This window comes from Rhizobium sp. BT03, assembly GCF_030053155.1.
In the GTDB taxonomy this organism is placed as follows: Bacteria; Pseudomonadota; Alphaproteobacteria; order Rhizobiales; family Rhizobiaceae; genus Rhizobium.
This window is the reverse complement of the sequence record NZ_CP125640.1, coordinates 3,224,235-3,249,129: the sequence shown is the minus strand read 5'-3', so window position 1 is coordinate 3,249,129 and position 24,895 is coordinate 3,224,235. Positions and strand designations below refer to the sequence as shown.

Genomic DNA, 24,895 nt, shown 5'->3' with positions numbered 1-24,895 from the left:
GTTACTGCATTGTTTCCAGTTCGGCCCTGTGCCCGTGCATGGCGAGAAGACGGCGGTAGTCGCGGTCGTAGAGCGCCTGCTTCGTCTTGTCGGGAAGCCGTTCGTCGCCGCCCGGATACATCGCCTCGCCGGCCGCCGCCAGATCTCCGTGCAAACCGCAGGCGACGGATGCGGCGATCGCCGTGCCGAGCAGCACCGCCTCGTTCATCTTCGGCACCACGACTTTGCAGCCGGTGGCATCGCTGTAGAGTTCCATCAGCACCGGGTTCTTCACATGCCCGCCGGCAATATGCAGCGTATCGGGCACGTAGCCGTATTCTTTCATCATCTCAAGGATATGGCGGATGCCGAGCGCAATCGCCACGGCGGTGCGCCAGTAAAGCGTGCAGAGGCCATCGAAGGACGTATCGAGGCTGAGCCCGCTGACGACGCCGACGGCGTGCGGATCGGCGAGCGGCGAACGATTGCCGTGGAAATCCGGCAGCACGAAAATGCGCGCCCCGAAAGCATCGCCTTCCTCGGCCCGCAATTCGGCAATGCGTGCGACGATCCTCTGATGCAGCGCCGCCGTTGGCTCGCCGCCGGCAGCATGCATGCGAACGATGTGGTCGAGCAGCGCGCCGGTCGCCGATTGGCCGGCCTCCACCAGCCAGGATTGCGGGAAGACCGCCTCGTAATAGGGACCCCACATGCCATGGCTCGGCTTGCGTTGCCTGGAGAAGGTGACGATGCAGCTCGACGTGCCGGCGATCAGCGCCAGCTGGTGCTCGCGTTTCACCGGATCGGCGGCATAACCGCCGAGTGCGCCGAGCGCGCCGGCATAGGCGTCGATCATCCCGGCCGAGACATGGCAGTCCGTGGTCAGCCCCAGCGCCTCTGCCGCAACGAGCGTCAGCCGGCCGACGCTGCCGCCGACCGGCACCGTCTCATCCGGCAGCTGGCCGCGCGCCTGAAGGTCCTCGAGACCGATCCGCTCCAGGAAATCCTGCTGCCAGCCCGTTTCGAGATGGGCGAGATAATTCCATTTCGCCGTCAGCGTGCAGCGCGACCGAGCGGTCGATCCGGTCGATTTCCACGTCATGAAATCGGCGAGATCGAAGAAGTAGCCGGCCTTTTCCCATGTGGAGGGCAGCTTCTTCTTCAGCCACATCAGCTTCGGCATCTCCATCTCGGGCGACATGACGTGCCCGGAATGTTCGAGCACGGCGTGCTCCGTCGCCGTGCAGAAATCGGCTTCCTTCAGCGCCCGGTGATCGAGCCAGACGATCGTGTCGAAACGCCGCTCGCCGCCGGTGGAAACGCTGAGCTGCCGGCCCTCGATGTCGCGCACGACAAGCGAGCAGGTGGCGTCGAAGCCGATCGCGCCGACCGAGGCCGCAGCGATGCCGGATTGCTCCATGGCGCTGCGCACCGCCGTGCAGGCGGCGGACCAGATGTCCTCGGAATCGTGTTCGGCATGGTTTTCGCGCGGCCGGTTCATCACGATCGGATGTTCGGCCTTGGCGAGCAGGCGGCCGCGGGCATCGAAGACGCCGGCGCGCGCACTGCCGGTGCCGACATCCACCGCAACCACATGATCCCGCATCAAATCTTGATCCCGTCCAGCTTATGGTTGCGGACAAGGTGTATCAATTCAGGCATGGCGTCAAACACCACTTCCGGCGAAAGCCGGTCGAGTTCGGCGCGATAACCGGCGAAGTTGGCATGCGATCCGCCGGTGAAGGCGAAGACCGTCATGCCTGCCGCCTTGGCGGCGGCAATGCCGGCCGGGCTGTCCTCAACGACAATGCAATGAGCAGGCTCCACCTGCATTTCGCGCGCCGCATGCAGGAAAAGATCGGGCGCCGGTTTGCCACGCTTGACCATCGTCGCACTGAAGATATCGGGCAATCTGTCGAGCAGTCCGGTGACGGACAGCGACAGCCGGATTCGCTCCATCTGGCTTGAGGAGGCGACGCAGCAGCGAAGGCCGAGCCCATCGATCGTCGCGGCAATACCCTTGATCGGCTTCAGCTCGGTGCGGAAACGGGCATAGAGATCGGTGCGGATGCGTTCGAGGAATTCTTCCCCGGCATGGACGTTGAATTCGGTTTCCAGCCTGTCGACGAGCGTCGACAGGCTGCGGCCGAGAAACCGCTCATAGGCCTGGTCCTCGGTGATCGAGACGCCGAGATCGTTCATCGCCGCGACCAGCACGCTGATCGAGATCGGCTCGCTGTCGACGAGCACGCCGTCGCAATCGAAGATGATCAGCCGTGGTTCAGCATCAGCCATGGAGGATCCAACCTGAGTTCAATTTCGCACGCGCGACGTCCCGCTTTACCCGCAAGACGGGACGGACGGCGGCATCCGGATTCCCTACACTGCGAGCTTGCCGTCGAGATAGAGCTGCAGCGTCTCCCGCGTGCCCTTTTCCCACAGGGTTTTGAGAGCATGGGCAAAACGCCTGCGGAAAAGTTCGGATTTCGCCACTTCGCCGAAGATGTCGTCGAAGACGAGGAAGGCCGACGGATCGTCCTTGGCCTTCACAGCCGCCGCATGCAGGCGCTCGGCGCTGGCGTCGTTGAAGACGATATCCTTGCCGCTGTCGGTCTTGCCGGCGAAGTAACGGCACCAGAGCGCCGAAACCAGCGCCAGGCCGACGACGTCCCTGCCCTGGCTGAGATTGTCGAGCGTCGACGGCAGGATGAATTTCGGCTGGCGGTTCGATCCGTCCTGAGCCAGCCGCGGAATGGTGTCGGCAATCTTCGGATTGAGCAGGCGATGCTCGATCAGGGCGAAGTAATCCGTCAGCGAGGTGTTCGGCACCGGCGGCACGATCGGGATGATCTCGTCTTTCTCGAGTTTGGCGAGGAAGGCGCGGATCAGCGGATCTTCCATGGAATCATGCACGAAATGAATGTCCATCAGCGCCGCCGGATAGGCGATCGCCGCATGGCCGCCGTTGAGGATGCGGATCTTCATATGCTCATAGGGCGTGACATCGGGCACGAAGGTGACGCCGACCTTTTCCAGCGCCGGGCGGCCGGCGGTAAACTTGTCCTCCAGCACCCACTGCTTGAATTCCTCGCAGTAGACCGGCCAATTATCCTCGATCTCGAAATTGTCCCTGAGGAAATCGATCTCCCGCTGGCCAGTCGCCGGCGTGATGCGGTCGACCATCGCATTCGGGAAGGCGACATTGGCGCGGATCCACTCGGCAAAGCCAGAGTCGGAAAGGGCGGCCGTGCCGACCACGGCATTGGCGGTGACGGTGCCGTTATGGGGAATGTTGTCGCAGGACATGACGGTAAAAGGCACGAGGCCTTTGTTCTTGCGCGCCTTCAGGCCGGCGACGATCAGGCCGAAGACCGTCTTCGGCGCGTCGGGGCTGTGCCCATCGGCGGCGATATCAGGATGGGCCGGATTGAAGGTGCCCGATGCATCGATGAAATAACCGCCCTCGGTGATCGTCAGCGAGACGATGCGGATCTCGGGGTCGGCAAGCCTGGCGATGATCGCGGCGGGATCGCCGACCGGCAGGATGTCGATCATCGGCGCGGTGACGCGCGCCGCCGTCTTGTTGTTGTCCTGTTCGACCACCGTCGTCAGGAAATCCTGCGCCGCAAGCTTTTCGCGCATGGCGGCATCGGATGGCAGCACACCGGCGCCGACGATCGCCCAGTCGTGATCCGCGCCTGTGTTGAAGAGATCGTCGAGATAGATCGCCTGGTGGGCGCGATGGAAATTGCCGACGCCGAAGTGCACGATGCCGGCTTTCAGCGACGCCCTGTCATATCCGGGAATGGCGGCAGTGCGCGCCGCGTCGGAAAGTGTTGCCAGCGATAATTTGCACGTCATGTTTCAGTCCTCTTGAAGGTCTTGCCGAGACGGCCGGACGCCATCGCCCGGCTCGCATGCCTGCCCCCAGCCGGCCGCCGCCTCAGATGGCAAGACCGCCCTCGTTGAATTTGTGAATGCGCGAACGGTCCGGCGTCAGGTAGACCGTATCGCCGGCCTTGGCGGCAAAATCGCCGCTGCCGCGCGCCGTCACCATGCCGATGCCCTCGGCATCGATATGCAGGAAGGTGTCGGAGCCGAGATGCTCGGCGACCACCACCCTGCCCTTCCAGTCGCCGCTTTCCATCGACAACAGCACATGTTCGGGACGGATGCCGATCGTATGGGCGCCGAGCTGGGCAGCGTTCTGGCCCTTGATGAAATTCATCTTCGGGGAGCCGATGAAGCCGGCGACGAAAAGGTTGCGCGGGCGGCTGTAAAGTTCCAGCGGCGAGCCCACCTGCTCGATATTGCCCCTGTTCAAGACGACGATCTTGTCGGCCATGGTCATGGCCTCGACCTGGTCGTGGGTGACGTAGACCATCGTCGTCTTCAGCTGCTGGTGCAGCTCGCTGATTTCGAGGCGCATATTGACGCGCAGCGCGGCATCGAGGTTCGACAACGGTTCGTCGAACAGGAAGGCCGAAGGCTGGCGGACGATGGCGCGGCCGATCGCGACGCGCTGGCGCTGGCCGCCGGAAAGCTGACGCGGCTTGCGTTCCAGATAGTCGGTCAGGTTCAGCACCCGGGCGGCATCCGTCACCTTGCGGTCGATCTCCGCCTTGTCGACGCCCGCCATCTTCAGCGGGAAGGCGATGTTGTTGCGCACGCTCATATGCGGATAGAGCGCGTAGGATTGGAACACCATGGCAAGGCCACGTTCCGACGGCGCCTTTTCGGTGGCGTCCCGGCCATCGATGACGATCTTGCCGCCGGAGACGTCCTCGAGCCCGGCGATCAGCCTGAGCAGCGTGGACTTGCCGCAGCCCGACGGGCCGACGAAGACGACGAACTCGCCATCCTTGATGTCGAGATCGATCGAAGGGATGACCTTGGCTTCGCCGAAGACCTTGGAAACCTTCTGAAGGGTAATGCTGCCCATGTTTCTCTCCCTTTTCTTATTTCACTGCGCCGAAGGTCAGGCCGCGGACGAGTTGTTTCTGGCTGAACCAGCCGAGGATCAGGATCGGCGCGATCGCCATGGTCGAGGCCGCCGACAGCTTGGCGTAGAACAGGCCTTCCGGGCTGGAATAGGAGGCGATGAAGGCCGTCAGCGGCGCCGCCTTGGAGGCGGTGAGGTTGAGCGTCCAGAACGCCTCGTTCCAGGCGAGGATGATGTTCAGAAGCAGCGTCGAGGCGATGCCCGGCACCGCCATCGGCGTCAGCACGTAGACGATCTCCTTCATCAGCGATGCGCCGTCCATGCGGGCCGCTTCGAGGATCTCACCGGGGATTTCCTTGAAATAGGTGTAGAGCATCCAGACGATGATCGGCAGGTTGATCAGCGTCAGCACGATCACCAGGCCGGTGCGGGTGTCGAGCAGACCCGAATTGCGGAACAGCAGATAGATCGGGATCAGCGCGCCCACCGGCGGCATCATCTTGGTCGACAGCATCCACATCAGCACGTCCTTGGTCCGCTTGGTCGGCGAAAACGCCATCGCCCAGGCGGCCGGGATCGCGATGATCAGGCCGATCAGCGTCGAGCCGAAGGAAATGATCACCGAATTCATGAAGTGGCTGAGATAGTTCGACCGGCTCTGCACCTCCGCATAGTTTTCGCTCGTCCAGTGGAAGAACAGGAATTGCGGCGGCGAGGCGATGGCATCGGCTTCCGACTTGAAGCTCGTCAGGAAGGTCCAGAGGATCGGGAAGAAGATCAGGATGCCGAGCGTCCAGGCGATCGCGGTGACGATGACCTTGCGCTGCGTTGTGACTTTTCTGGCCATCTCAAGCCTCCAGATTCTTGCCGACGAGGCGGACGAGGAAGATCGCGACGATATTGGCAAGCACGACCGCGACGATGCCGCCGGCCGATGCGCCGCCGATATCGAACTGCAGGAGCGCCTGTGCATAGACGAGATAGGTGAGATTGGTGCTGTCGGTGCCCGGCCCGCCATTGGTGGTGACGAGGATTTCGGCAAAGACCGAAAGCAGGAAGATCGTCTGGATCAGGATCACCACGGTGATGGCGCGCGCCATATGCGGCAGGATGATGTAGATGAATTTCGAGATCGGCCCGGCGCCATCCATTTCGGCCGCCTCTTTCTGCTCCTCGTCGAGCGACTGCAACGCGGTCAGCAGGATGAGGGTGGCGAAGGGCAGCCACTGCCACGCGACGATGAGGATGACGGAGAACAGCGGCGCATTGGCCAGCCAGTCGATCGGCTGCAGGCCGAACGCCTTGGCAAGATGCGCAAAGAGGCCGTTGACCGGGTTCATGAACATGTTCTTCCACACCAGTGCCGCCACGGTCGGCATGACGAAGAACGGCGCAATGACAAGGATGCGCACGATGCCCTGCCCATACATCGGCTGATCGAGCAGCAGCGCGAAGGCGATGCCGCCAATGACGGTGATCAAGAGCACGCCGGCGACGAGCAGCAGCGTATTGACCAGCGCGGCGAAGAAGGCCGGATCGGACAGGAAATATTCGTAATTCAGAAAACCGACGAAGCTTTCCATGCCGGGATTGAGCAGATTGTAATTCAGGGTCGAGAAATAGATCGTCATCGCCAGCGGGACGATCATCCATGCAAAGAGGAGCAGCACGGAAGGCGCAATCATCAGGCGCGCGGCGGAGCGGGTATGCAAGGTTGCCATGGCAATCACCGATCTGATCTGAAGCGGGGAGCGGCCGCAGGAAAGCTTTGTCTGAAAAAGCGGCCGCCGATGCAATTCGGGCATCGGCGGCCCAGAGGGGCGGATTGTCAAGGATCCGCCTCTTGGCTCGGGAGGTATTATTTAATGTAGCCGGCCTTGGTCATTTCACGCGTCGCCAGCTGCTGTGCGCTCTGCAAGGCCTGGTCGACCGAGATCTGGCCGGCAAGCGCTGCCGAGAACTGCTGCCCGACCGCCGTGCCGATGCCCTGGAACTCCGGGATCGCCACGAACTGGACGCCGACATAGGGGACCGGCTTGACGGTCGGCTTGGTCGGATCGGCCGAGTTGATCGAGTCGAGCGTCATCTTGGCGAACGACGCCGCCTTCTGGTAGTCCGCATTCGCATAGAGCGACTTGCGGGTGCCCGGAGGTGCGTTCAGCCAGCCTTCCTTCTCGGCGACGAGATTGCTGTAGTCCTTGCTCGTCGCCCAGGCGACGAACTTCTCGGCAGCTTCCGCCTTCTGCGTACCTGCCGGGACGGCGAGGCTCCAGGCCCAGAGCCAGTTGCCGCGCTTGCCGAGGCCCTTGTCCGGGGCGAGGGCAAAGCCGACCTTGTCGGCGACCTGCGACTGCTTCGGATCGGCGACGAAGGAAGCGGCGACGGTTGCGTCGATCCACATGCCGCACTTGCCGGTCTGGAACAGCGCCAGGTTTTCGTTGAAGCCGTTGGAGGACGCGCCCGGAGGGCCGGCATCCTTCATCAGCTTGACGTAGAAGTCCAACGTGTCCTTCCACTCGGGCTGATCGAACTGCGGCTTCCACTTTTCATCGAACCAGCGGGCGCCGAAGGAGTTGGACATGGCCGTGAGGAACGCCATGTTCTCGCCCCAGCCGGCCTTGCCGCGCAGGCAGATGCCGTAGATTTCCTTGTCCTTGTTGGTGATCTTGCGGGCAGCGTCGGCAACGAAATCCCAGGTCGGCGCGTCGGGCATCTTCAGGCCGGCGGCGTCGAACAGGTCCTTGCGATACATGACCATCGAGCTTTCGCCATAGAACGGCGCAGCATAGAGCTTGCCGTCCACGGTCAGGCCGCTGCGGATCGCCGGCAGCAGGTCGTCGACGTCGTAGTTGGCGCCGAGATTGTCGAGCGGCAGCAGCCAGCCCTGTTTTGCCCAGATCGGAACCTCATAGGTGCCGATCGTCAGAACGTCGTACTGGCCGCCCTTGGTCGCGATGTCGGTCGTGACCTTCTGGCGCAGCACGTTCTCTTCGAGGGTAACCCATTCAAGGTCGATGCCGGGATTCTTCGCCTTGAAATCATCCGTCAGCTTCTGCATCCGGATCATGTCGCCGTTGTTCACGGTTGCGATCGTCAGCGTCTCGGCCGAAGCCATGCCGGCAAACGCCAGCGCTGAGCAGGCGCCCAGCAGAAAAGTTCTCAATGTCATATCTTCCTCCCAGAAGATGGGTGTGAGCATTCGCTTCGCTCATGGGCAATTACTCACCAAGCAGCAAAGAATGTCAATCGGCAATCGTTGCTGCGGTGCCGAAGGAAATAGGTATGCTATTGATTCAAATGGTGTATTTTTTGCTCAGCTCTTGAGCAAAAACTCGGCTGTCTCTTCGTCGGTAATCAGCGCATTGATTTGCTGGCCGACAACGGCAGCCCGGATCGCCTTGAACTTGCGCTTGCCCTTGGCCAGTCCGATGACCATCGACGCGTCGCGGGACGGGATCGGCGCCGAGGCGACGCGCTCGTTGATCGGGTTGTCGAGCAATCTGCCGTCGACATCGAAGATCCAGCCGCAGATCTCGCCGACCGCCCCGCCGCGCATCAGCTCCATCATCTCGTCCTTCTCGAGGAAACCGTCGACGCAGAGCGGCCCGTCGATGCCGAGTTCGCCGATGCCGACGAAGGTGACATCGGCCTGGGCGCTCATGTCGAGCGTCGAGCGCACCAGCTGCTGGCCATGCAGCAGCTCCCGCTCTTCCGCCGAGGTGACGAGCACCGGCAGCGGCATCGGATAGTGCCGCGCCTTCACCGCATCGGCCATGCTGAAGATGACGTTGTAATAGGCAGCCGATCCATCCGGGGCGATATTGCCGGTCAATGAAACGATGCGGTGATTGGGACATTCGATCGCCGGAAGCTGGTCGACGGCCGCCTTCAGCGTACGGCCGGTCCCGACGGCGAGCACGATCGGCTCAGCCCGTTTCAGCCACCGCTCGATCTCGGCCGCGGCCGCTTCGGCAATGCCGACGGTTGCCGACGACCCGGAATCGCTCGGCACCACCTCCACATGTTTCAGCCCGAATTTCCGCCGCAGCTGACTGGCGAGTTCCAGGCAGGCAGCGATCGGATGGTCGAGCCGCACCTTGATCAGGCGCTCGGCGACCGCCAGCGACACCAGCCGCTGCGCCGATTGCCGCGAGATACCCATCGCGGCGGCGATTTCGTCCTGCGTGCGCCCGGCGACGTAATAGAGCCAGCCGGCACGTGCCGCATCGTCGAGGCGTGCCGCGGTCTCGGATCTTTTTGCCATTGAATGCCTACCACGCAAAGTGAGCCGGCGTGCCGCCGCCGAACATGATTTGAAATCTATCGCGCCAGATGAAAACAAAATTCCGGCAAATGTCGAGCCTGTTGAAATGAGCGCCGCCAAATAACCGATGCTTGCTCAGGCAAACCCCATTCAGGCAAACCATTGCATGACGAGATAGATCGCCGTCTTCGCCAGGCCATAGATCACGCCGCCGGCAACGACCAGCGACACGGCCGTCATGATGAAGCCGATCAGCGCGAAGAGCCCGTCGCGGCCCAATATGCCGAAAGCAAAGACCGAGATCGTGATCGCCGGCAGCATGTTGCCGAGCGGCACCGGCAGCAGCAGCACGATCGACAGCAGCAGGCAGGCGGCCCCGGCGAGATATTCGGCCGGCGGCTCGGCGAAGATCGCCAGCCTCGGTTTCAGCATCCGCTCCGCCCAGGCGAGCCAGCGGTGGATGCGCCCGACAATGGTTTCGAAATCCTCCCGCCGCATCGAACGGTCGGCAATCATCTTCGGCAGCCAGGGTTTCAGCCCGAAGGTCAACTGTACCGCCAGGAAGACCAACGGCGCGCCGAGGACGGCCGACGTCCCGGGAGGTGTCGGAAAAGCGTTCGGCAGCGCGAAGATCAGCATCAACGCGCTGATCGCCCTGTCGCCCATCGTCTGGAACAGGTCGCCGATCGAAATCCGCTCTCGGCTCCGGTCGCCGGCCAGCTGCCGCAGGATGGATGAGAGGCGGCGACCTTTGGGACGGGGTGGACGGGGTCTTCGGCGTCTATGGGAATCGGCGTTTTCGATGGTCATGATACTAGTGGATGGTGGAAGTGCAGGCTCGGATTTTGGCCGCGCAATATGCCAATTGAATGACTTGTGGAACGGGAATGGCTGTTGACGGCGATTTGGCCCAATCATTCCCCCTCTACGCCGCAAGCGCCTGGCGGGCGGCGGAATGAAGGCTTGTAATTCCCCGCCAACAGTGCGAGCAGACACCACAGACCAGAGAAACGGCAGTGTGGCAATGATCATCTCATTCGACATCGGCGGCTCCGCCATCAAGGGTGGCATCGCCCGCTCCGAGACTGATATCGTCCCCCTCGGCCGGCGCCCGACGCCGAGAGATGACTTCGCCGCTTTCGTCGCGACCTTGCGCGCCATCATCGATGAAACCGGTGAAGCGCCGAGCCGTATCGCCCTCTCCATCGCCGGCGTCGTCGATCCCGATACGCAGCGGCTGATCTGCGCCAACATCCCCTGCATCCACGACCGCATGCTGGCCGCCGATCTCGAAGCCGAACTCGGCCTGCCGGCGCTGATCGCCAACGACGCCGACTGTTTCGCAATCGCCGAAGCCGGCCTCGGCGCCGGTCGCGGCCACCGCATCGTCTTCGGCGCCATTCTCGGCACCGGCGTCGGCGGCGGCCTGGTCGCCGACGGCCGTCTCGTCAACGAGGCCGGCGGCTTCGCCGGCGAATGGGGCCACGGGCCGATCATCGCTTCCTCGGCCGGCAATCCGCCGGTCGCCATTCCCGCCTATGCCTGCGGCTGCGGCCAGAAAGGCTGCGTCGACACCGTCGGCGGCGCCCGCGGCCTGGAACGGCTGCACAAGACGCTGCACGATCTCGATCTTTCCAGCGAAGAGATCATCGCTCAATGGCAGCAAGGCGATGAGAAGGCGAGAGTGACGATCGACGTCTATGTCGATCTCGTCGCCTCGCCCCTGGCGCTGACGATCAACATCACCGGCGCCACCATCGTCCCGGTCGGCGGCGGCCTGTCCAACGTCGAGCCACTGCTTGCCGAACTCGACCACGCCGTACGCGCCCGCATCCTGCGCAAATTCGACCGCCCGCTGGTGGTGCGCAGCCAATGCCGCATCGAACCCGGCCTGATCGGCGCAGCGCTGCTCGGGCTGAAGGCGGAAGCATTGCTTCCTACAGCATAGGCCACATCCGCACGATCGCTGCGAACCGGTCCCAATCCTTGCGCTCCAGCGGCGTCCATGCGGCTTCAGCGACAGCAGGAAGACGCGGAAAGACCAGCCGGTTGAAATAGGCGCGGGAGAGAAAGTTTTCAGTCCAGATGCAGGCCTGGATGCCGCGCATCTTCTGCTGCAACGCCTGCGGCAGCTCGCCCTCGGCCTCGTAAGCATAGCTATGTTCGGGGGCTGAATGGCCCGCCCATGCCGCGCCGGGCTCGTCCCAGGCTTCGGCCTGCGCCATGTCGAGATAATAAGCCTGCCCCGGCGTCATCACCACGTCGTAACCCTGCTGCGCCAGCTCGATACCGACGGCGGGCTTTTCCCAGGCCATCAGCAGCGTGCCGTCGCGGTCGACGCCGCCGCCATGCGAGACCTCGTTCCAGCCGGCGAGCCTCCTGCCGCGCTCCGACAGCATGGTCTTGATGCGGTTCAGGAAATAGGACTGCAGTTCGGCGGTGCCGGCAAGCTTCTCCCGCGTCATCAGCGCCTGGCAGAGCGGCGAAGAGAGCCAGGCGCCCTGCGCCACCTCGTCGCCGCCGATGTGGATATATTCGCTTGGAAACAGCGCCACGATCTCGTCGAACACCTTGCCGAGAAATTCATAGGTGAATTCGACCGCGGGGTTGAGGGCATTGTTGGGATAACCCTGCGCCGCGCGATAGCTGTCCGGCGCCTCCTGCCCGTCGACGAGTTCGGGCAGCGAGAGCAAGGCTGCGGTGCTGTGGCCCGGAATGTCGACTTCCGGCACGACCTCGACACCAAGCGAGGCGGCATGCGCAACGACCTGCCGGATATCATCCTGGGTGTAATGGCCGGCGCGTGTCTCCGCTCCGTCGCCGAGTTGCGGCACGAGCACCTCATCCGGCCCGCGCCGCGCGCCGATCTCCGTCAGCGCCGGATAGGCCTTGATCTCCAGCCGCCAGGCTTCGTCGTCGGTCAGGTGCCAATGAAAGATATTGAGCTTGTTCCAGGCGAGGATATCGATCAGCCGCAGGATGTCGGCGACCGGATAGAACTGCCTGGACACGTCGAGATGGCAGCCGCGCCAGTCATAACGCGGCTGGTCGGCGATCGAGCCGAAATTGGGGAACTTGAAGCGCTCGCGATCGGCGCGGGCGCCGTGCAGCAGCTGCGCCAAGCTGATCAGGCCGTAGCGCCGCCCCGCTTCATCCGCACTCGACAGCACGATCTCATGCGCGGTGAAACGCAGCTCGTAGGCGAAGGCGGCGATCGACGATTCGGCGACGAAACGAATGCGCCGTCCGCCTCCGACGGCACTCAGCGAAAACGGCGCGTCTTCGGCTGGGTAGAGGCGCTGGTAAAGAGAAAGAACCTGGGAGAGGGCCTCGATCGCATCAGGCCGCGTCCTCTCGGCCGGATAGAGGGTGGCCGGCAAGTCACCCGCCTTCAGCCCGAGCGCCAGCGGCCAGGGCAGCAACGCATAGGGTTCATCGGCTTTACCAGGCGGCAAGAGCGGCGGCGACACACCGCCATCCCGGCCTTCGAGCATCAGATCCCCGAAATCGACGGGAAGGTGACGGCCGTCGGCAAGTGTCAGATAAGCGGATTTGACGCCAGCCGTGACATGTTTCGGCTCTCTGCTCAGCCCCTCGACTGTGAACCGCCAGCGCCCACCCGGCGGCACCGTCAACTCCTCGGACGGCAGGAACTCATGGAAATGCGCGAGCTGCCGCTTGAGGCTGCCGCCGTCGCAGACATGCTTGTCGGCAACCCGCGTCTCCGACGTATAGACAAGCGAGAAGCCGGACAGCGGCTCGGCCGAAAGATTGTGGAGCGTAAAGGTCAAGCGCCCGAAACTGCCCTCGATGGGGTGCCAGCTCGCATCCAGACGGTAATCGATGATGGTCATGTTCGCCCCGAAATGATCCGCAGCAAAACATAACATGGATTGCCCCAGCGATCTCTCCGCATGCTTTCGCAGCCTGATTTTTCGAGGCATCCACAGAAATCGAGGTGAGGACCCCGTCGGAACGATCCCGTTTCTCCTGATCGGCAGACTTCCGTTCCGCAGAATTCTGTGCGAGTTTACTCGAAGGGACACCGCTCCTGATCAAGCATGCGCATCGCCGCCTCTGCTATTCATTGTTAGGAGCAGGCGATGAGTTCATCCTCTATTTATACGATCACCTTCGGCCGGGTCGCCCCAGGCCTTGCGGTTCGCGACATCCAGGCGGCATACACTTTTTACTCCGAAGTTCTCGGCTTCGAGAAAGTCTTCGAGAACGGCAATCCTGTGGGCTTCATGGTTCTGAAGAAGGATGCCGCAGAGATACACCTCAGCCAAAATCGGGATCACGTTCCGACCACCGTCAATGTCTTTCATATGTTTGTTGATGACGTCACCACACTCTACGAGCTTTGCGAAAAGGCTGGCGTGCGTATCGTCAAGTCGTTGAAAGACAAGGATTACGGCCAACGGGCTTTCGTTCTTGCCGATCTTGATGGCAACCGGATTGACGTCGGTGAGCGAAACTAATGCATGTCGCCCGGAAGTGTGCAGCGGTTCCGGGACAACGATATGCATCAAAACAAAGGGTTAAAGCGCGTCGCATGAATCAGATTTGACGCGACGCGCTTTAACGTCGAGCGAGAAGCGCAGCGCTCGTGAGGGAAAACGGCGCGGCTTTCGCCGCGCCGTCCTCACTCGGCTGCCAACGCCGGCGGATGTCTGTCATCCGCCTCTTCCTGGATGGCGTCGGCATCCCGGCCCGGCTCGTCCTTCGTCTTCGGCTCCCGGCCGAAGAAAAGCGCGTAACCGGCGGGCAGAACCAGAATGGTGAGCACGGTTGCAACCAGGATGCCGCCCATCATCGCGTAGGCGAGCGGACCCCAGAAGACGCCGCGCGAGATCGGGATCAACGCCAGGACGGCGGTCAGCGCCGTCAGCATGATCGGCCGGAAACGCCGCACGGCAGCACCGACGATCGCCTCCTGCCGGTGCATGCCGGCCTTGATATCCTGGTCGATCTGATCGACCAGGATGATCGAGTTGCGCATGATGATGCCGAGCAGCGCGATGACGCCGAGGATCGCTACGAAGCCGAAGGGGGCACCGCTGATCAGCAGGGCGGCCGCGGCACCGATGATGCCGAGCGGACCGGTGGCGAGCACCAGCATCGCCTTGCCGAAATGCTGCAGCTGCACCATCAGCAGCACGATGATGACGGCGAGCATGATCGGCGCCTTGGCGGCGATCGACATCTGGCTTTCCGCCGCATCCTCGGCGCCGCCCTGGATTTCGACCTTGTAGCCGGCCGGCAGGCTGTCGCGCATATCCTTCATGTCGGCATACATCTTCATCACCACGTCGTTCGGCTGCACGCCGTCGGGCAGCGTCGCCCGCACGGTGATCGTCGGCAGCCTGTCGCGCCGCCATTCGATGCCCTGCTCCATGACAGGCACGACCTTGGCGACCTGCGAGACCGGCACGAAGCCGCCGAAATCCGTCGGGACATAGACCGAGTTGACCGCCGACAGCAGCGAGCGGCTGGCATCCGGCTCGCGGGCGACGATCGAGACCGTCTCCTCGCCGTCGCGGAAATCGTCGAGGGCCGCTCCCGACATGGCCGTCTGCAGCATCTGGCGCACGCGCTGCGAGGTCACACCCAACGCCCGGGCGCGGTCCTGATCGATCACCAGCTTCATCGCCGGCACCTGTTCCAGCCAGTCGTCATGGATGGCGCCGAGCATCGGGTTGGCCGCAAAGCGCGCCTTCACCTGATCGGCGATCGCTCGCACCTCCTGACGATCAGGCCCCATGACGCGCATCTGCACCGGCCAGCCGGTCGGCGGCCCGAGGAAGAGCCGGTCGACCTTGCCACGGATCTCCGGGAAATCTTCCGCAAGGATCGTGCGCAGCTTGACGATCAGCCGCTCGCGCGCCGGTTCGTCATTGGCCATGACGAGAAGCTGGGCGAAGTTCGGATTGCGCAGTTGCTGGTCGAGCGGCAGGAAGAAGCGCGGTGCGCCTTCGCCGATATAGGTGGCGATGAACTTCTTGTCGGGATCATCCATCATCTTGGCTTCGAGCGCCTTCGCCTGGACCTCGACCTCCTTGATGCTGGTGCCCTCGGGCAGCCAGAGATCGACGAGGATTTCCGGCCGCGACGATTGCGGGAAGAAATTCTGCGGAATGAACTGGAAGGCCCAGAGGCTGGTGACGAAGGTGCCGAGCGTCAACAGCAGCACGATGACCCGGTGGCGAACCGCCCAGCCGACCGTGCCGCGCAGACGCCGATAGAAGCCTGTGTCGAAGGCATCGTGATGCTCGCCGGCATGATGGCGCTGCTTGAGGATCATGTAGCCGAGCCATGGCGTGAAATAGACCGCGACGAACCACGAGGTGACGAGCGCAATGCCCACCACATAGAACAGCGAACGCACATATTCGCCGGCCGTCGATGCGGCGAAGCCGACCGGAATGAAGCCGGCCGTGGTGATCAGCGTGCCCGTCAGCATCGGGAAGGCGGTCGAGGAATAGGCAAAGCTCGCCGCTTCGATCTTGACCAGCCCCTCCTCCAGCTTTCGCTCCATCATCTCGACGACGATCATCGCATCGTCGACGAGCAAGCCGAGCGCGATGATCAGCGCGCCCAGCGAGATGCGCTGCAGGTCGATGCCGAGTTCGTACATCAGCGCGAAGGTGGCGGCGAGCACCAGCGGAATGGCAATGGCGATGACGAGGCCCGAGCGCCAGCCGATCGACAGGAACGAAACAACAAGCACGATGACGAGGGCTTCGCCGAGCGCATGCATGAATTCACTGATCGCATCCGTCACCACGTCGGGCTGGTTGGCGATCTGATCGACGGCAACGCCGTAAGGCAGAGCCTCCTCGAAGCGCTGATAGGTCGCCTCGACGCCCTTGCCGACATCGGTGACGTTGAAGCCCTTGGCCATGACGACGCCGACCTGGACGCTGTCATGACCGTTGAAACGGTACTTGCGCTGATAGGGGTCTTCGAGACCGGAACTGACGGTGGCGATATCGCCGAGGCGCGTCACCTGGCCGCCGGCGCGAAGCCGCAGCTCGCGGATATCGGCCGCCTTCTTCACGTCGCCTTCCACGGAGATGCGCACCGAGCGCAGCCCGGTATCGACGGAGCCGGCCGGATCGACGTTGTTCTGGCCCTTGATGGCGTTCTGCAGGTCAAGGATGGTCAGGCCGCGCTCGGCGAGCGCCTTGGAGGAGACGTCGATATAGATCTTCTCAGGTTGATCGCCGATGATCACGGCCTTCTCGACACCCGGTGTCGTCAGCAGCATATCGCGCGCCTGGATCGCGAATTTCTTCAGTTCCGGGTAGGAATAGCCCTCGCCGCTGATCGAATGCAGGGTGATGAAAGTGTCGCCGAATTCGTCGTTGAAATAGGGGCCGAGCAGACCCTGCGGCAGCTCGCTGGAGATGTCGCCGACCTTCTTGCGCACCTGATAGAAGGCATCCGCCACGTCCTTCGAATTCGTGTCGCCCTTGACCTGCAGGGTGATGATCGCGCTGCCGGCCCGGGTATAGGACTTGACCCAGTCTATATGCGGCGTTTCCTGCAGCTTGCGCTCGATCTTGTTGACGACCTGGTCTTCCATCTCCTGGATGGAAGCGCCGGGCCAGATCGCCTGAACGACCATGACGCGGAAGGTGAATTCGGGGTCCTCGCGCTGGCCCATACGCATCAGGCCGAGCACGCCGGTGATGATGATCAGCCCGAAGAGGAAGCGGGCGATGCTCGGATGGCCGATCGCCCAGCGCGACAGGTTGAAGGGTCGCTTTTCGGTGGTGGTGGCGTCCATGGTTTTCTTCCCTTTTACGACGCGATCAGCGGACGGTCTGGTCCGTATCGGCGAGCGCCGACTGCTGGTTGGGCACCTTCACCTTCAGATTTTCGCTCATGAACTGCGTGCCGGCGGCAACGACGAGATCGCCGGTGTCGAGGCCCTCGGTCACATGCACGCCGTCGCCGGTGAAATCGGCGACCTTGATGTCGCGGCCATGCACGGTCGCGGTGTCGCGGTCGACGGTCCAGACCATCTGCTTGCCGTCCTTTTCAGCCAGCGCACTGAGCGGGATCGAGACATAGCTGGTGCCGTTGCTGATATCGGCCTCGATCGTCGCCGTCATGCCGAGCAACACGCGCGGATCGTTCGGCAGGCTGACCCGCACCGCGAAGGTGCGCGACTGCTGGTCGGCGCTGCCGGAAACCTCGCGCACCTTGCCGTCGAGCAGCAGCTTGTTATCGGCCCAGAAGCTTGTCTTGACGGTTTTGCCCGGCTTGAATTCGGCAATGTCGTTTTCCGGAACCGCGATCTGCACTTCCTTCTCGCCGTCGACGGCAACGGTGACGACGGCGGCACCGGAACCGACGACCTGACCGGTATCGGCATTGATTGACGTGACGATGCCGTTCTGGCCGGCCTTGAGCTCGGTGTAGCTCACCTGGTTCTTCGCCTGATCGAGCGCCGACAGGGCTGCATCGCGCTGCGAAATCGCCTGGTCGTGGCTCAGCGCCGCCTGCTCGACCTGCGACTTCGGAGCGACGCTCTTGTCGAAAAGCTGCTCGGCGCGTCTGTTGGCGAGATCGGCGGTTTCGACGCTTCTTTCGGCCGCCGCGAGATTGGCTTCCGCCGTTCTGACCGCCAGCTGGTAATCGGTGGCGTCGATGCGGGCGAGAACGTCGCCCGGCGTCACCCGGTCGCCGATATCGACGAGGCGCTCGGTGATCTTGCCGGCGACCCGAAACCCGAGATTCATCTCCGTGCGTGCCTTGACCGAACCCGAATAGTCGAGCTTGCGGGTGTCGCCGGCCTTGGCGATCTCGACGACCTTTACCGGCCGGATAACCTCCTTGACCTCAGCTTTTTCTTCCGAGCAGGCGGAAAGGCCAATGCCTATGGCGCCGACGAGCGCGAGGCTCAGGGCGGACGGCATGCGATGGCTGAGGGTCTTGAGCGAAAACATCTTCCGCACTCCTGGATCGTTTGGGGGGTCTCGGCGGCGGCTGCCGTCCATTATTTCTTCAGCGCCCTGATCACGTAATCGATCAGTTCGTCGACGCTCGCGCGGTTGGTTTTGGCAAGACATTGCGCCACCATTTGCGGATGGCAGAGATTGATCGTCGCCGCGCCGAAGCAACGTGACGCGACGACCGGGTCCTGCTCGGCGAATTCGCCGGCAGCGATCCCTTCGGCAATGATTTCGGCAATCAAATCATGGACGCGGTCGATATGTTTTTCGATGACATGCCAGTCGCGCTCAATCGCGACGATGATCATCTCATGCACCTTCATCTCGTCGAGCATCAGATCGAGCGTCAGCTGATGCTGGGTCTCGACATAGCGGCGCAACCGCTCGCTGGCGCTGATCGGCTGATGGCGGATGTCGTAGGCGATCTGATAGGCGGTGGCGAGCATACGCCCGCAGAGCGCCTGGTGGATTTCCACCTTGGAGGCGAAGAACCGATAGATATTGGCCGGCGACATGCCGAGATCGCGGGCAATGTCGGCCACGGTCGTCTTGCTGTAGCCATAGTGGCGAAACAGCCGCTCGGCGGCATCGAGAATGCGGGTGACATTCTCCTGCCGGGTGACCTCGAGTGTATTTTCCGCGATGTCGTCCATAGTTTCGATGCCCGAATTACGACTGACGAATTTTGAATTTCGTCAGTCGTAAAATATCAGGTGTCATTTGTCAATACTCGAACGGGACAACGGGCGCCGTCAACCGATCGCACCGATAGACAACCAGGATTTATATGGAGATGATGAACACCCGGTAAAATTGAAAGTGCCGCGTCTCGGAAGCACGCGGCACATCGTCGGCGGCAGCGCGGGAATCAGCCGAGCTTGACGTCGAGCGTAATCGGAACGGCGGCAAGCGCCTTGGAAATCGGGCAGCCGGCCTTGGCCTTGTTGGCGAGTTCGGTGAAGGTCGCTTCGTCGGCGCCGGGAATACGGCCAGTGAGCGAAAGATGGATAGCGGTGATGGCAAAGCCGCCCTCGACGCTTTCGAGCGTCACTTTGGCGGAGGTTTCCATATGCTCGGCGGTAAAGCCGGCTTCACCGAGGATCAAGGACAGCGCCATGGTGAAGCAGCCGGCATGGGCAGCGCCGATCAGTTCTTCCGGGTTGGTGCCGGGAATGCCTTCGAAGCGGCTGGCAAAGCCGTAGGGATAGTCCTTCAGGGCGCCGCTCTGCGTCGAGATCAGGCCTTTGCCGTCTTTGAGGCCACCGGTCCAATGAGCCGAAGCCGTGCGATTGATCTGCATGCCGTCCTCCTGTTTCGATTGTGCTTTCAGAGCATGATGCCGAAAAGTGTGCGCGGTTTTCGGACAACATAATGCTCCAACTGTTTCCAGGAAGCGGCAGGGCGCCGCTCCATGCCTGCGGGAGATCTGAGAGCCTTCCCGATGGACAATATAATGCTCTATCCCGAGAAGACGACAGGCCTGTAAAAATCGGCGGGAATCGAAGCGCTTTCAGGCGGGATGCTGCAAGACGCCGAGGCCGCCGTCGATCGTCAGGCAGGTGGCATTCATGAACGGGCACTCGTCGGAGATCATGAACACGGCCGCCATGGCGATCTCCTCAGGTGTGGCGATGCGCCCGCCGGGATGCAGCCTCATCGTCTCGGCTTTGGCGGCTTCCGGATCGGGGAAGCCGTTCCAGTAATCGATCACCTTCTGCGTCGAGACATAACCCGGTGCCAGCGCGTTGACCCGGATATTGCGGGCAGCATATTCGAGCCCGAGCGATTTCGTCATCCCCAGCAGCGCATGTTTTGCCAGCGGATAGGGAAATGTGTGCGGGATGATGGTGAAGGCATGTGTCGAAGCGATGTTGAGGATGACCCCGCCGCCCTGTTCGATCAGCCCAGGCAGCACCGCCTTGCAGCAGTTCCACGCGCCCTTGAGATTGATATCGAAGCAGCGGTTCCACATCTCGTCCGTCGTCGCGAGCGGTTCGGAAAAGACGTTGACACCGGCATTGTTGACGAGCGCGTTCAACTGCCCGATCTCTTCATTCGCCTGCGCGACCAACGTCGTGATCGTTCCGGCATCGGTAATGTCGGCCGGCAAATAACCAAGCCGCCCACCGATGCCTTTGAGCTCTTTGGCCGACTTCGCCAGCAGTGCGGCGTCGCGGTCGACAAGAAAGACGGCGGCATCCTCCCTCAGAAAGGCCTTCGCCATCGCAAGACCGATACCCTGCGCGGCACCTGTTATCAGGATGTGCTTGCCCTGCAGGCGGCTGCCCATCTATCTCCCCTCCGATTGAGCCGGCAACCCCGACATCCGGATCGTCACCGTGCCGGCAAGAATTTCACCGGGCGCAAGCGGCGCGAGCCCGCCAAAATCAGGCAGGTGGTGGCCATTCGGCAGGTGGCTCATCGGCTCGAGGCAGAAGAAGTCGTTCCGGTCGACCGGCATATAGAGCATGAAGCGCTCAAGCGCGCCGTCGGCGTCAAGCGCCGCCTGAATTCCAAGCTCCGGCCAGGCGATGGCCGCCCGCCCGTTCCACCCCTCGAAGGCATTGTTCATCCATCTCTGCGGCAAGAGCTTTTCCGATCTGAAATCGAAATACTCGGGCACAGGACCGGGCACATCAGGCAAATGGTCCGCCCGCTCGCTCCAATAGCGATCGGCCGCAATCGTCAGTCTCGTCTGTGGCGTCCGTACGAAGAAAGGGTGTTGCCCGAGCCCGAACGGAAGCGCCGCCGCGCCTCGGTTTTCGACGGACAGCGTCAGCACCAGCGCATCGCCGGCGAGACGGATCTCCTGCCGGGTCAGATAGGCATAGGGTGAAACCCTGTCGGCGCTACGGGAAAAGGAAAATTGCGCATGCTCTGAACTGGAGTCTTCAAGCTGCCAGAGGCCGAGCCAGCCGTCGCCGTGACGATAGAGCGGATCTGAGGTATTCGGCTGGAAGGCATAGTCGCGCCCGGCGAAGGACATGGCGTTGCCTTCGACGCGATTGCCGAACGGCACCATCGCAAAATTCGCCATCGCGCCATCAGGCCCGCCGGCCGCAACGAGAAAGGGCATGCCTCGAAACGTCGCGGCAGCGACCGCAGCACCCCGGGCGCTGACCCGGACGGCGAGCTCGCCGTGCCTCAGTTCGATGTCGCCTACCGCTCGTTCTTGGTTCATCCACGTCGTCCCGCGGCCGAAGATCGCAAATTGTCGAGCAGCACGGCGATCAGCAGGATCAGCCCGCGCACGACATACTGATAGAATGCCTGGATATTCAGCAGATTCATAACGTTTTCGGCAATGCCCATGATCAGCACGCCGACGATGACGCCGCTCATGGCCGCCCGTCCGCCGGCCAGCGAAACGCCGCCGAGAACGCAGGCCGAAATCACCGAAAGCTCAAGTCCCGTCGCCGCATTCGGCTGGCCGGAGGTGATGCGCGAGGCCAGCAGGATGCCGGCAATGCCGCAGACGAAGCCCTGCAGCGCAAAGATCCAGATGCGCATGTTGACGACGTTGACGCCGGCAAGCCGCGAGGCCTCGGGATTGCCGCCGATCGCCAGCGTGTTCTTGCCGAAGACGGTGCGGTTGAGCACGAAACCGAAGAGGAGGAAAAGCATCAGCATGATCCAGATCGGCGTCGGCACGGTCAGGAAGCGCGACAGGGCCAGTTGATAGAAAGCCGGATCGTTGATGCCGACCGCACGGCCATCCGAGGCGATCAGCGCCAGTCCGCGCACGATCTGCATGGTCGCAAGCGTGGTGATCAGCGCATTGATGCGGAACCGGGCGATGACGATGCCGTTGACGAAGCCGACGACGGCGCCGCACAGCAGGGCGGCCAGCAACCCGAGCGGAATGGAGCCCGTGGCGTTCGAGACCATCACGGCGATCATGCCGGAGAAGGCGACGATCGACCCGACCGAAAGGTCGAAATCGCGCGACGCCAGGCAGAACATCATCGTGCAGGCGACGATTCCGATCGTCACCACCGACTGCAGCAGCCCCAGCATGTTTCGCTCGGTCAGGAAGTTCGGAACGAAGAGCGAGACGATCACGAAGGCGGCAGCGAAGATCACCACCAGCCCCTGTTCGCCGAGAAGGATTTTTTTCAACGAATTCATTATCCGTATTCCTGGTGCTAAATGCTGCCTGCGGCATTCTTGTCGGGGAGCGCAGCGGTGAGGATGGCGCGCTCGTCGAAATCCTGGCGGGCGACATTGGCCGCCACCCTGCCCTGGCACATCACCATGATGCGATCGCAGATGCCCATCACTTCGGGCAATTCGCTTGATATCACCACGATCGCCATGCCGCCGGCCGCCAACTCATAGAGGATCTCGTAGATTTCCGATTTCGCCCCGACATCGATGCCGCGCGTCGGCTCGTCGATGACCAGCACCTTGATGCCCTGCTCGGAAAGCCAGCGGCCGAGAATGACCTTCTGCTGGTTGCCGCCGGAGAGATTGATGATGTCCTGCTTGCGCGACGGGGTTCGCACCCGAAGCCGGGCAATGAACCGATCGGCCAGCGCCGCCTCTTTTTTCGGGCTCAGGATGCCGAAGGGCGAGAAATGCCGGCGCGACGAAATCGCGATATTCTCTTCGATCGATCGGCCCTGGACGATGCCGTCGAATTTGCGGTCCTCGGGGCAGAGCACCATGCCGGCATTGATCGCCGCCTTCGGATTGTTCGGCGGGACGGCAACGCCGTCGATGGCGACCTGGCCCTGATGCCTGACGTCGGCGCCGTAGAGCAGCCGCGCCATCTCGCTGCGGCCGGCGCCGATCAGGCCGAAGAAGCCGACAATCTCGCCCTGGCGGACGGAAAAACCGATCGGGTTGCGCAGCTTCGGTCCCGACAGGCCTTTGACCTCCAGCCTGATGTCGCCGAGCGGGCGCTCGCGCCATCCCCAGACATTGCTGATCTCGCGCCCGACCATTTCCGAGATGATCTGCTCGCGTGTCGTCTCGGCGATATCGGGATGGTGGGCGGCGAGCTTGCCGTCGCGCAGCACCGTCAGGCTGTCGCAAAGCCGAAAAATCTCATCGAGACGATGCGAGACATAGAGAATGACCGTTCCCTTCGCCTTCAGCTTGCCGATGAGGGAAAACAGGATTTCGCTCTCGCGCGACGAAAGCGAGGAGGTCGGCTCATCGAGAGCGATCACCCGCGCGTCGAGCATGACGGCCTTGGCGATCTCGACCATCTGCCGCGCGCCGATCGAAAGCGAGGCGACCTTGGCCGACGGGTCGACATCGATGCCGATTTCCTTAAGCTTCGCCCGCACCGTCTCGATCAGCCTCGTCGAATGGATGACGCCGCCCTTGGCCGGAAAGCGCCCAAGCCAGAGGTTTTCGGCCACCGTCAACTCCGGGACGAGCTGCAGTTCCTGATGGATGACGACGATGCCGGCATGAAAGGCATCGCGCACGGAGCTATACTTTTGCTCCTCGCCGTCGATCAGGATGCGGCCGCCATCGGCGGCCTGATCGCCTGACAGCACGCGGATCAGCGTCGATTTGCCGGCGCCGTTCTCGCCCATCAGGCCATGCACGCCGCCCTTCTCGACGGAGAAGGAAACATCCGCGAGCGCCTGCACGCCGGGATATCCCTTGGAGATATTGTTGAATTCGAGAAAAGCCATCGCCGCTCCGCCGAGAAGGATCCGGCGGCACGCTGGGCGGCCGCCGGATTGGATCATCCGGGGACAATCACTCGATGCCAAGATCCTTGCGGACCTTGTCGTAATCGCCGCGCAGCGCCAGCGAACCGGAGGTCAGCGTCAGCTTTGCCGGCTCCTTACCGTTGGCGATCCAGTCGTACATGTTCAGCGCCGTCTCGTAGCCGTGGCGCTTTGGCGAGATGATGACCGTGCCGAAGAAGCCGGTCGCGGCCGGCTTCTTGAACTCGTTGATCGCCGAATCCGCGCCGCCGATGCCGACGCCGATGACATTGGTAGCCGGAATGCCGACCGATTCGGAGGCACGCACAGCGCCGAGGACGGCTTCATCGTTGAGGCCGAAGGCGACCCAGTATTTGACGTCGGCATGTTTGTTGAGAACGGTGGTTGCCGCATTCAGCGCTGCCTCCGTATCGGTCTTTGCCTGCGGCGCGTCATAGATGTTTTCGGCCGGGAAGCCGGCAGACTTCAGCACCGCGATGGCGCCCTCGACGCGGTCGACGGCGGTTGGCAGCTGATCGTAGGAGACCCGGATCGCGCCGACATTCTTCATGTCCCAGCCGCGCGTCTTGATTTCGTCGACGATCGCCTGGCCGACGGTCTCGCCGATCTTGGTGGCCGAGATACCCATATGCGGCACGTCTTCCAGCGGTTTGCCGTCGGCGCTGACGAGACGGTCGTCGACCGTCATCAGCTTCAGCTGGTTGGCTTCGGCCTTGGCGACGATGCCGGGACCGAGCTTGACGTCGGGCGTGCAGATGATGAAGCCCTGCGCGCCTTGGGCGCCGAGATTGTCGATCGCCGACTGAACCTTCTCGCCGTCTTCCGCGCCGATCTTGACGACGGTAAAGCCTTTTTCCTTCGCCGCCTGGTCGGCAAATTTCCATTCGTCCTGGAACCACGGCTCTTCGGGCTGCTTGACGATGAACCCGATCTTGACGTCTGCGGAAAATGCCGAGCCGGCTGTCAGGATGGCGAAAGTGCCAGCCAGGATGGCTGCTTTGAACAAGCGCATGTCTCTCTCCCAAAATCCCAAAAAATCATGCAGCCGCCTCCCGGG

21 protein-coding genes are annotated in these 24,895 nt (G+C 62.5%); 2 read left to right on the top strand and 19 right to left on the bottom strand.

The annotated features are described in order from the left end of the window. Position 1 precedes the first annotated feature (1 nt). The 9 genes from QMO80_RS15915 to QMO80_RS15875 all read right to left on the bottom strand — a co-directional run bounded on the left by QMO80_RS15915 (position 2) and on the right by QMO80_RS15875 (position 9,914). Positions 2 to 1,585, bottom strand: a complete 1,584-nt coding sequence (locus QMO80_RS15915; RefSeq protein ID WP_283197419.1) for an FGGY-family carbohydrate kinase — start codon at positions 1,583 to 1,585, stop codon at positions 2 to 4. Further along, entirely contained in the window at positions 1,585 to 2,274 is a 690-nt protein-coding gene (locus QMO80_RS15910; RefSeq protein WP_283197418.1) for an HAD family phosphatase, read from the bottom strand. The genes QMO80_RS15915 and QMO80_RS15910 overlap by 1 nt, the downstream gene beginning before the upstream one ends. 84 nt (positions 2,275 to 2,358) lie before the next feature. Next, on the bottom strand, positions 2,359 to 3,840 hold the full coding sequence (locus QMO80_RS15905; protein WP_283197417.1) for a mannitol dehydrogenase family protein: 1,482 nt from the start codon (positions 3,838 to 3,840) through the stop codon (positions 2,359 to 2,361). A gap of 82 nt (positions 3,841 to 3,922) precedes the next feature. After that, complete coding sequence (locus QMO80_RS15900) at positions 3,923 to 4,921, bottom strand: ABC transporter ATP-binding protein (protein WP_047616223.1); 999 nt, start codon at positions 4,919 to 4,921, stop codon at positions 3,923 to 3,925. Positions 4,922 to 4,937: 16 nt separating this feature from the next. Next, positions 4,938 to 5,768, bottom strand: a complete 831-nt coding sequence (locus QMO80_RS15895) for a carbohydrate ABC transporter permease (RefSeq protein WP_283197416.1) — start codon at positions 5,766 to 5,768, stop codon at positions 4,938 to 4,940. A 1-nt stretch (position 5,769) separates the two neighbouring features. Continuing rightward, entirely contained in the window at positions 5,770 to 6,642 is an 873-nt protein-coding gene (locus QMO80_RS15890; protein WP_283197415.1) for a carbohydrate ABC transporter permease, read from the bottom strand. A 137-nt stretch (positions 6,643 to 6,779) separates the two neighbouring features. Next, entirely contained in the window at positions 6,780 to 8,090 is a 1,311-nt protein-coding gene (locus QMO80_RS15885; RefSeq protein ID WP_283197414.1) for a sugar ABC transporter substrate-binding protein, read from the bottom strand. 144 nt (positions 8,091 to 8,234) lie between these two features. Then, positions 8,235 to 9,185 (bottom strand): sugar-binding transcriptional regulator, encoded by a 951-nt coding sequence (locus tag QMO80_RS15880; RefSeq protein ID WP_283197413.1) that lies wholly within the window; start codon positions 9,183 to 9,185, stop codon positions 8,235 to 8,237. A 150-nt stretch (positions 9,186 to 9,335) separates the two neighbouring features. After that, positions 9,336 to 9,914 (bottom strand): exopolysaccharide biosynthesis protein, encoded by a 579-nt coding sequence (locus tag QMO80_RS15875; protein ID WP_283200200.1) that lies wholly within the window; start codon positions 9,912 to 9,914, stop codon positions 9,336 to 9,338. A 295-nt stretch (positions 9,915 to 10,209) separates the two neighbouring features. Between QMO80_RS15875 and QMO80_RS15870 the strand changes: the two genes are divergently transcribed. Further along, on the top strand, positions 10,210 to 11,133 hold the full coding sequence (locus tag QMO80_RS15870; protein WP_283197412.1) for an ROK family protein: 924 nt from the start codon (positions 10,210 to 10,212) through the stop codon (positions 11,131 to 11,133). Here the strand turns inward: QMO80_RS15870 and QMO80_RS15865 are convergent. Further along, entirely contained in the window at positions 11,123 to 13,033 is a 1,911-nt protein-coding gene (locus tag QMO80_RS15865) for a beta-N-acetylhexosaminidase (protein WP_283200199.1), read from the bottom strand. The genes QMO80_RS15870 and QMO80_RS15865 overlap by 11 nt on opposite strands. Positions 13,034 to 13,288: 255 nt before the next feature. On the opposite strand from QMO80_RS15865, the gene QMO80_RS15860 reads away from it, so the two are divergent. Beyond that, positions 13,289 to 13,666: a glyoxalase superfamily protein gene (locus QMO80_RS15860; RefSeq protein ID WP_283197411.1), complete on the top strand. Its 378-nt coding sequence runs from the start codon at positions 13,289 to 13,291 to the stop codon at positions 13,664 to 13,666. Positions 13,667 to 13,830: 164 nt separating this feature from the next. Here the strand turns inward: QMO80_RS15860 and QMO80_RS15855 are convergent, their stop codons facing one another. The 9 genes from QMO80_RS15855 to QMO80_RS15815 form a co-directional block, all read right to left on the bottom strand. Beyond that, entirely contained in the window at positions 13,831 to 16,977 is a 3,147-nt protein-coding gene (locus QMO80_RS15855) for an efflux RND transporter permease subunit (protein WP_283197410.1), read from the bottom strand. A gap of 25 nt (positions 16,978 to 17,002) precedes the next feature. Continuing rightward, a complete protein-coding gene (locus QMO80_RS15850) occupies positions 17,003 to 18,142 on the bottom strand; it encodes an efflux RND transporter periplasmic adaptor subunit (RefSeq protein ID WP_283197409.1) in 1,140 nt (379 codons plus the stop codon). A 50-nt stretch (positions 18,143 to 18,192) separates the two neighbouring features. After that, positions 18,193 to 18,801: a TetR family transcriptional regulator gene (locus tag QMO80_RS15845; protein ID WP_283197408.1), complete on the bottom strand. Its 609-nt coding sequence runs from the start codon at positions 18,799 to 18,801 to the stop codon at positions 18,193 to 18,195. A 215-nt stretch (positions 18,802 to 19,016) separates the two neighbouring features. Then, positions 19,017 to 19,448 carry an OsmC family protein gene (locus tag QMO80_RS15840; protein ID WP_088937500.1) on the bottom strand — a complete coding sequence of 144 codons (432 nt, stop codon included), beginning with the start codon at positions 19,446 to 19,448 and terminating at the stop codon, positions 19,017 to 19,019. Positions 19,449 to 19,658: 210 nt separating this feature from the next. Then, entirely contained in the window at positions 19,659 to 20,438 is a 780-nt protein-coding gene (locus QMO80_RS15835) for an SDR family oxidoreductase (protein WP_283197407.1), read from the bottom strand. After that, entirely contained in the window at positions 20,439 to 21,329 is an 891-nt protein-coding gene (locus QMO80_RS15830; protein WP_283197406.1) for an aldose 1-epimerase, read from the bottom strand. Beyond that, entirely contained in the window at positions 21,326 to 22,276 is a 951-nt protein-coding gene (gene araH / locus QMO80_RS15825; RefSeq protein WP_283197405.1) for an L-arabinose ABC transporter permease AraH, read from the bottom strand. Before araH ends, QMO80_RS15830 begins: the two co-directional genes overlap by 4 nt. A gap of 17 nt (positions 22,277 to 22,293) precedes the next feature. Then, positions 22,294 to 23,799 (bottom strand): L-arabinose ABC transporter ATP-binding protein AraG, encoded by a 1,506-nt coding sequence (araG, locus tag QMO80_RS15820; RefSeq protein WP_283197404.1) that lies wholly within the window; start codon positions 23,797 to 23,799, stop codon positions 22,294 to 22,296. Between the two features lie 67 nt (positions 23,800 to 23,866). Next, positions 23,867 to 24,850 carry an arabinose ABC transporter substrate-binding protein gene (locus tag QMO80_RS15815; RefSeq protein WP_283197403.1) on the bottom strand — a complete coding sequence of 328 codons (984 nt, stop codon included), beginning with the start codon at positions 24,848 to 24,850 and terminating at the stop codon, positions 23,867 to 23,869. Positions 24,851 to 24,895 lie beyond the last annotated feature (45 nt).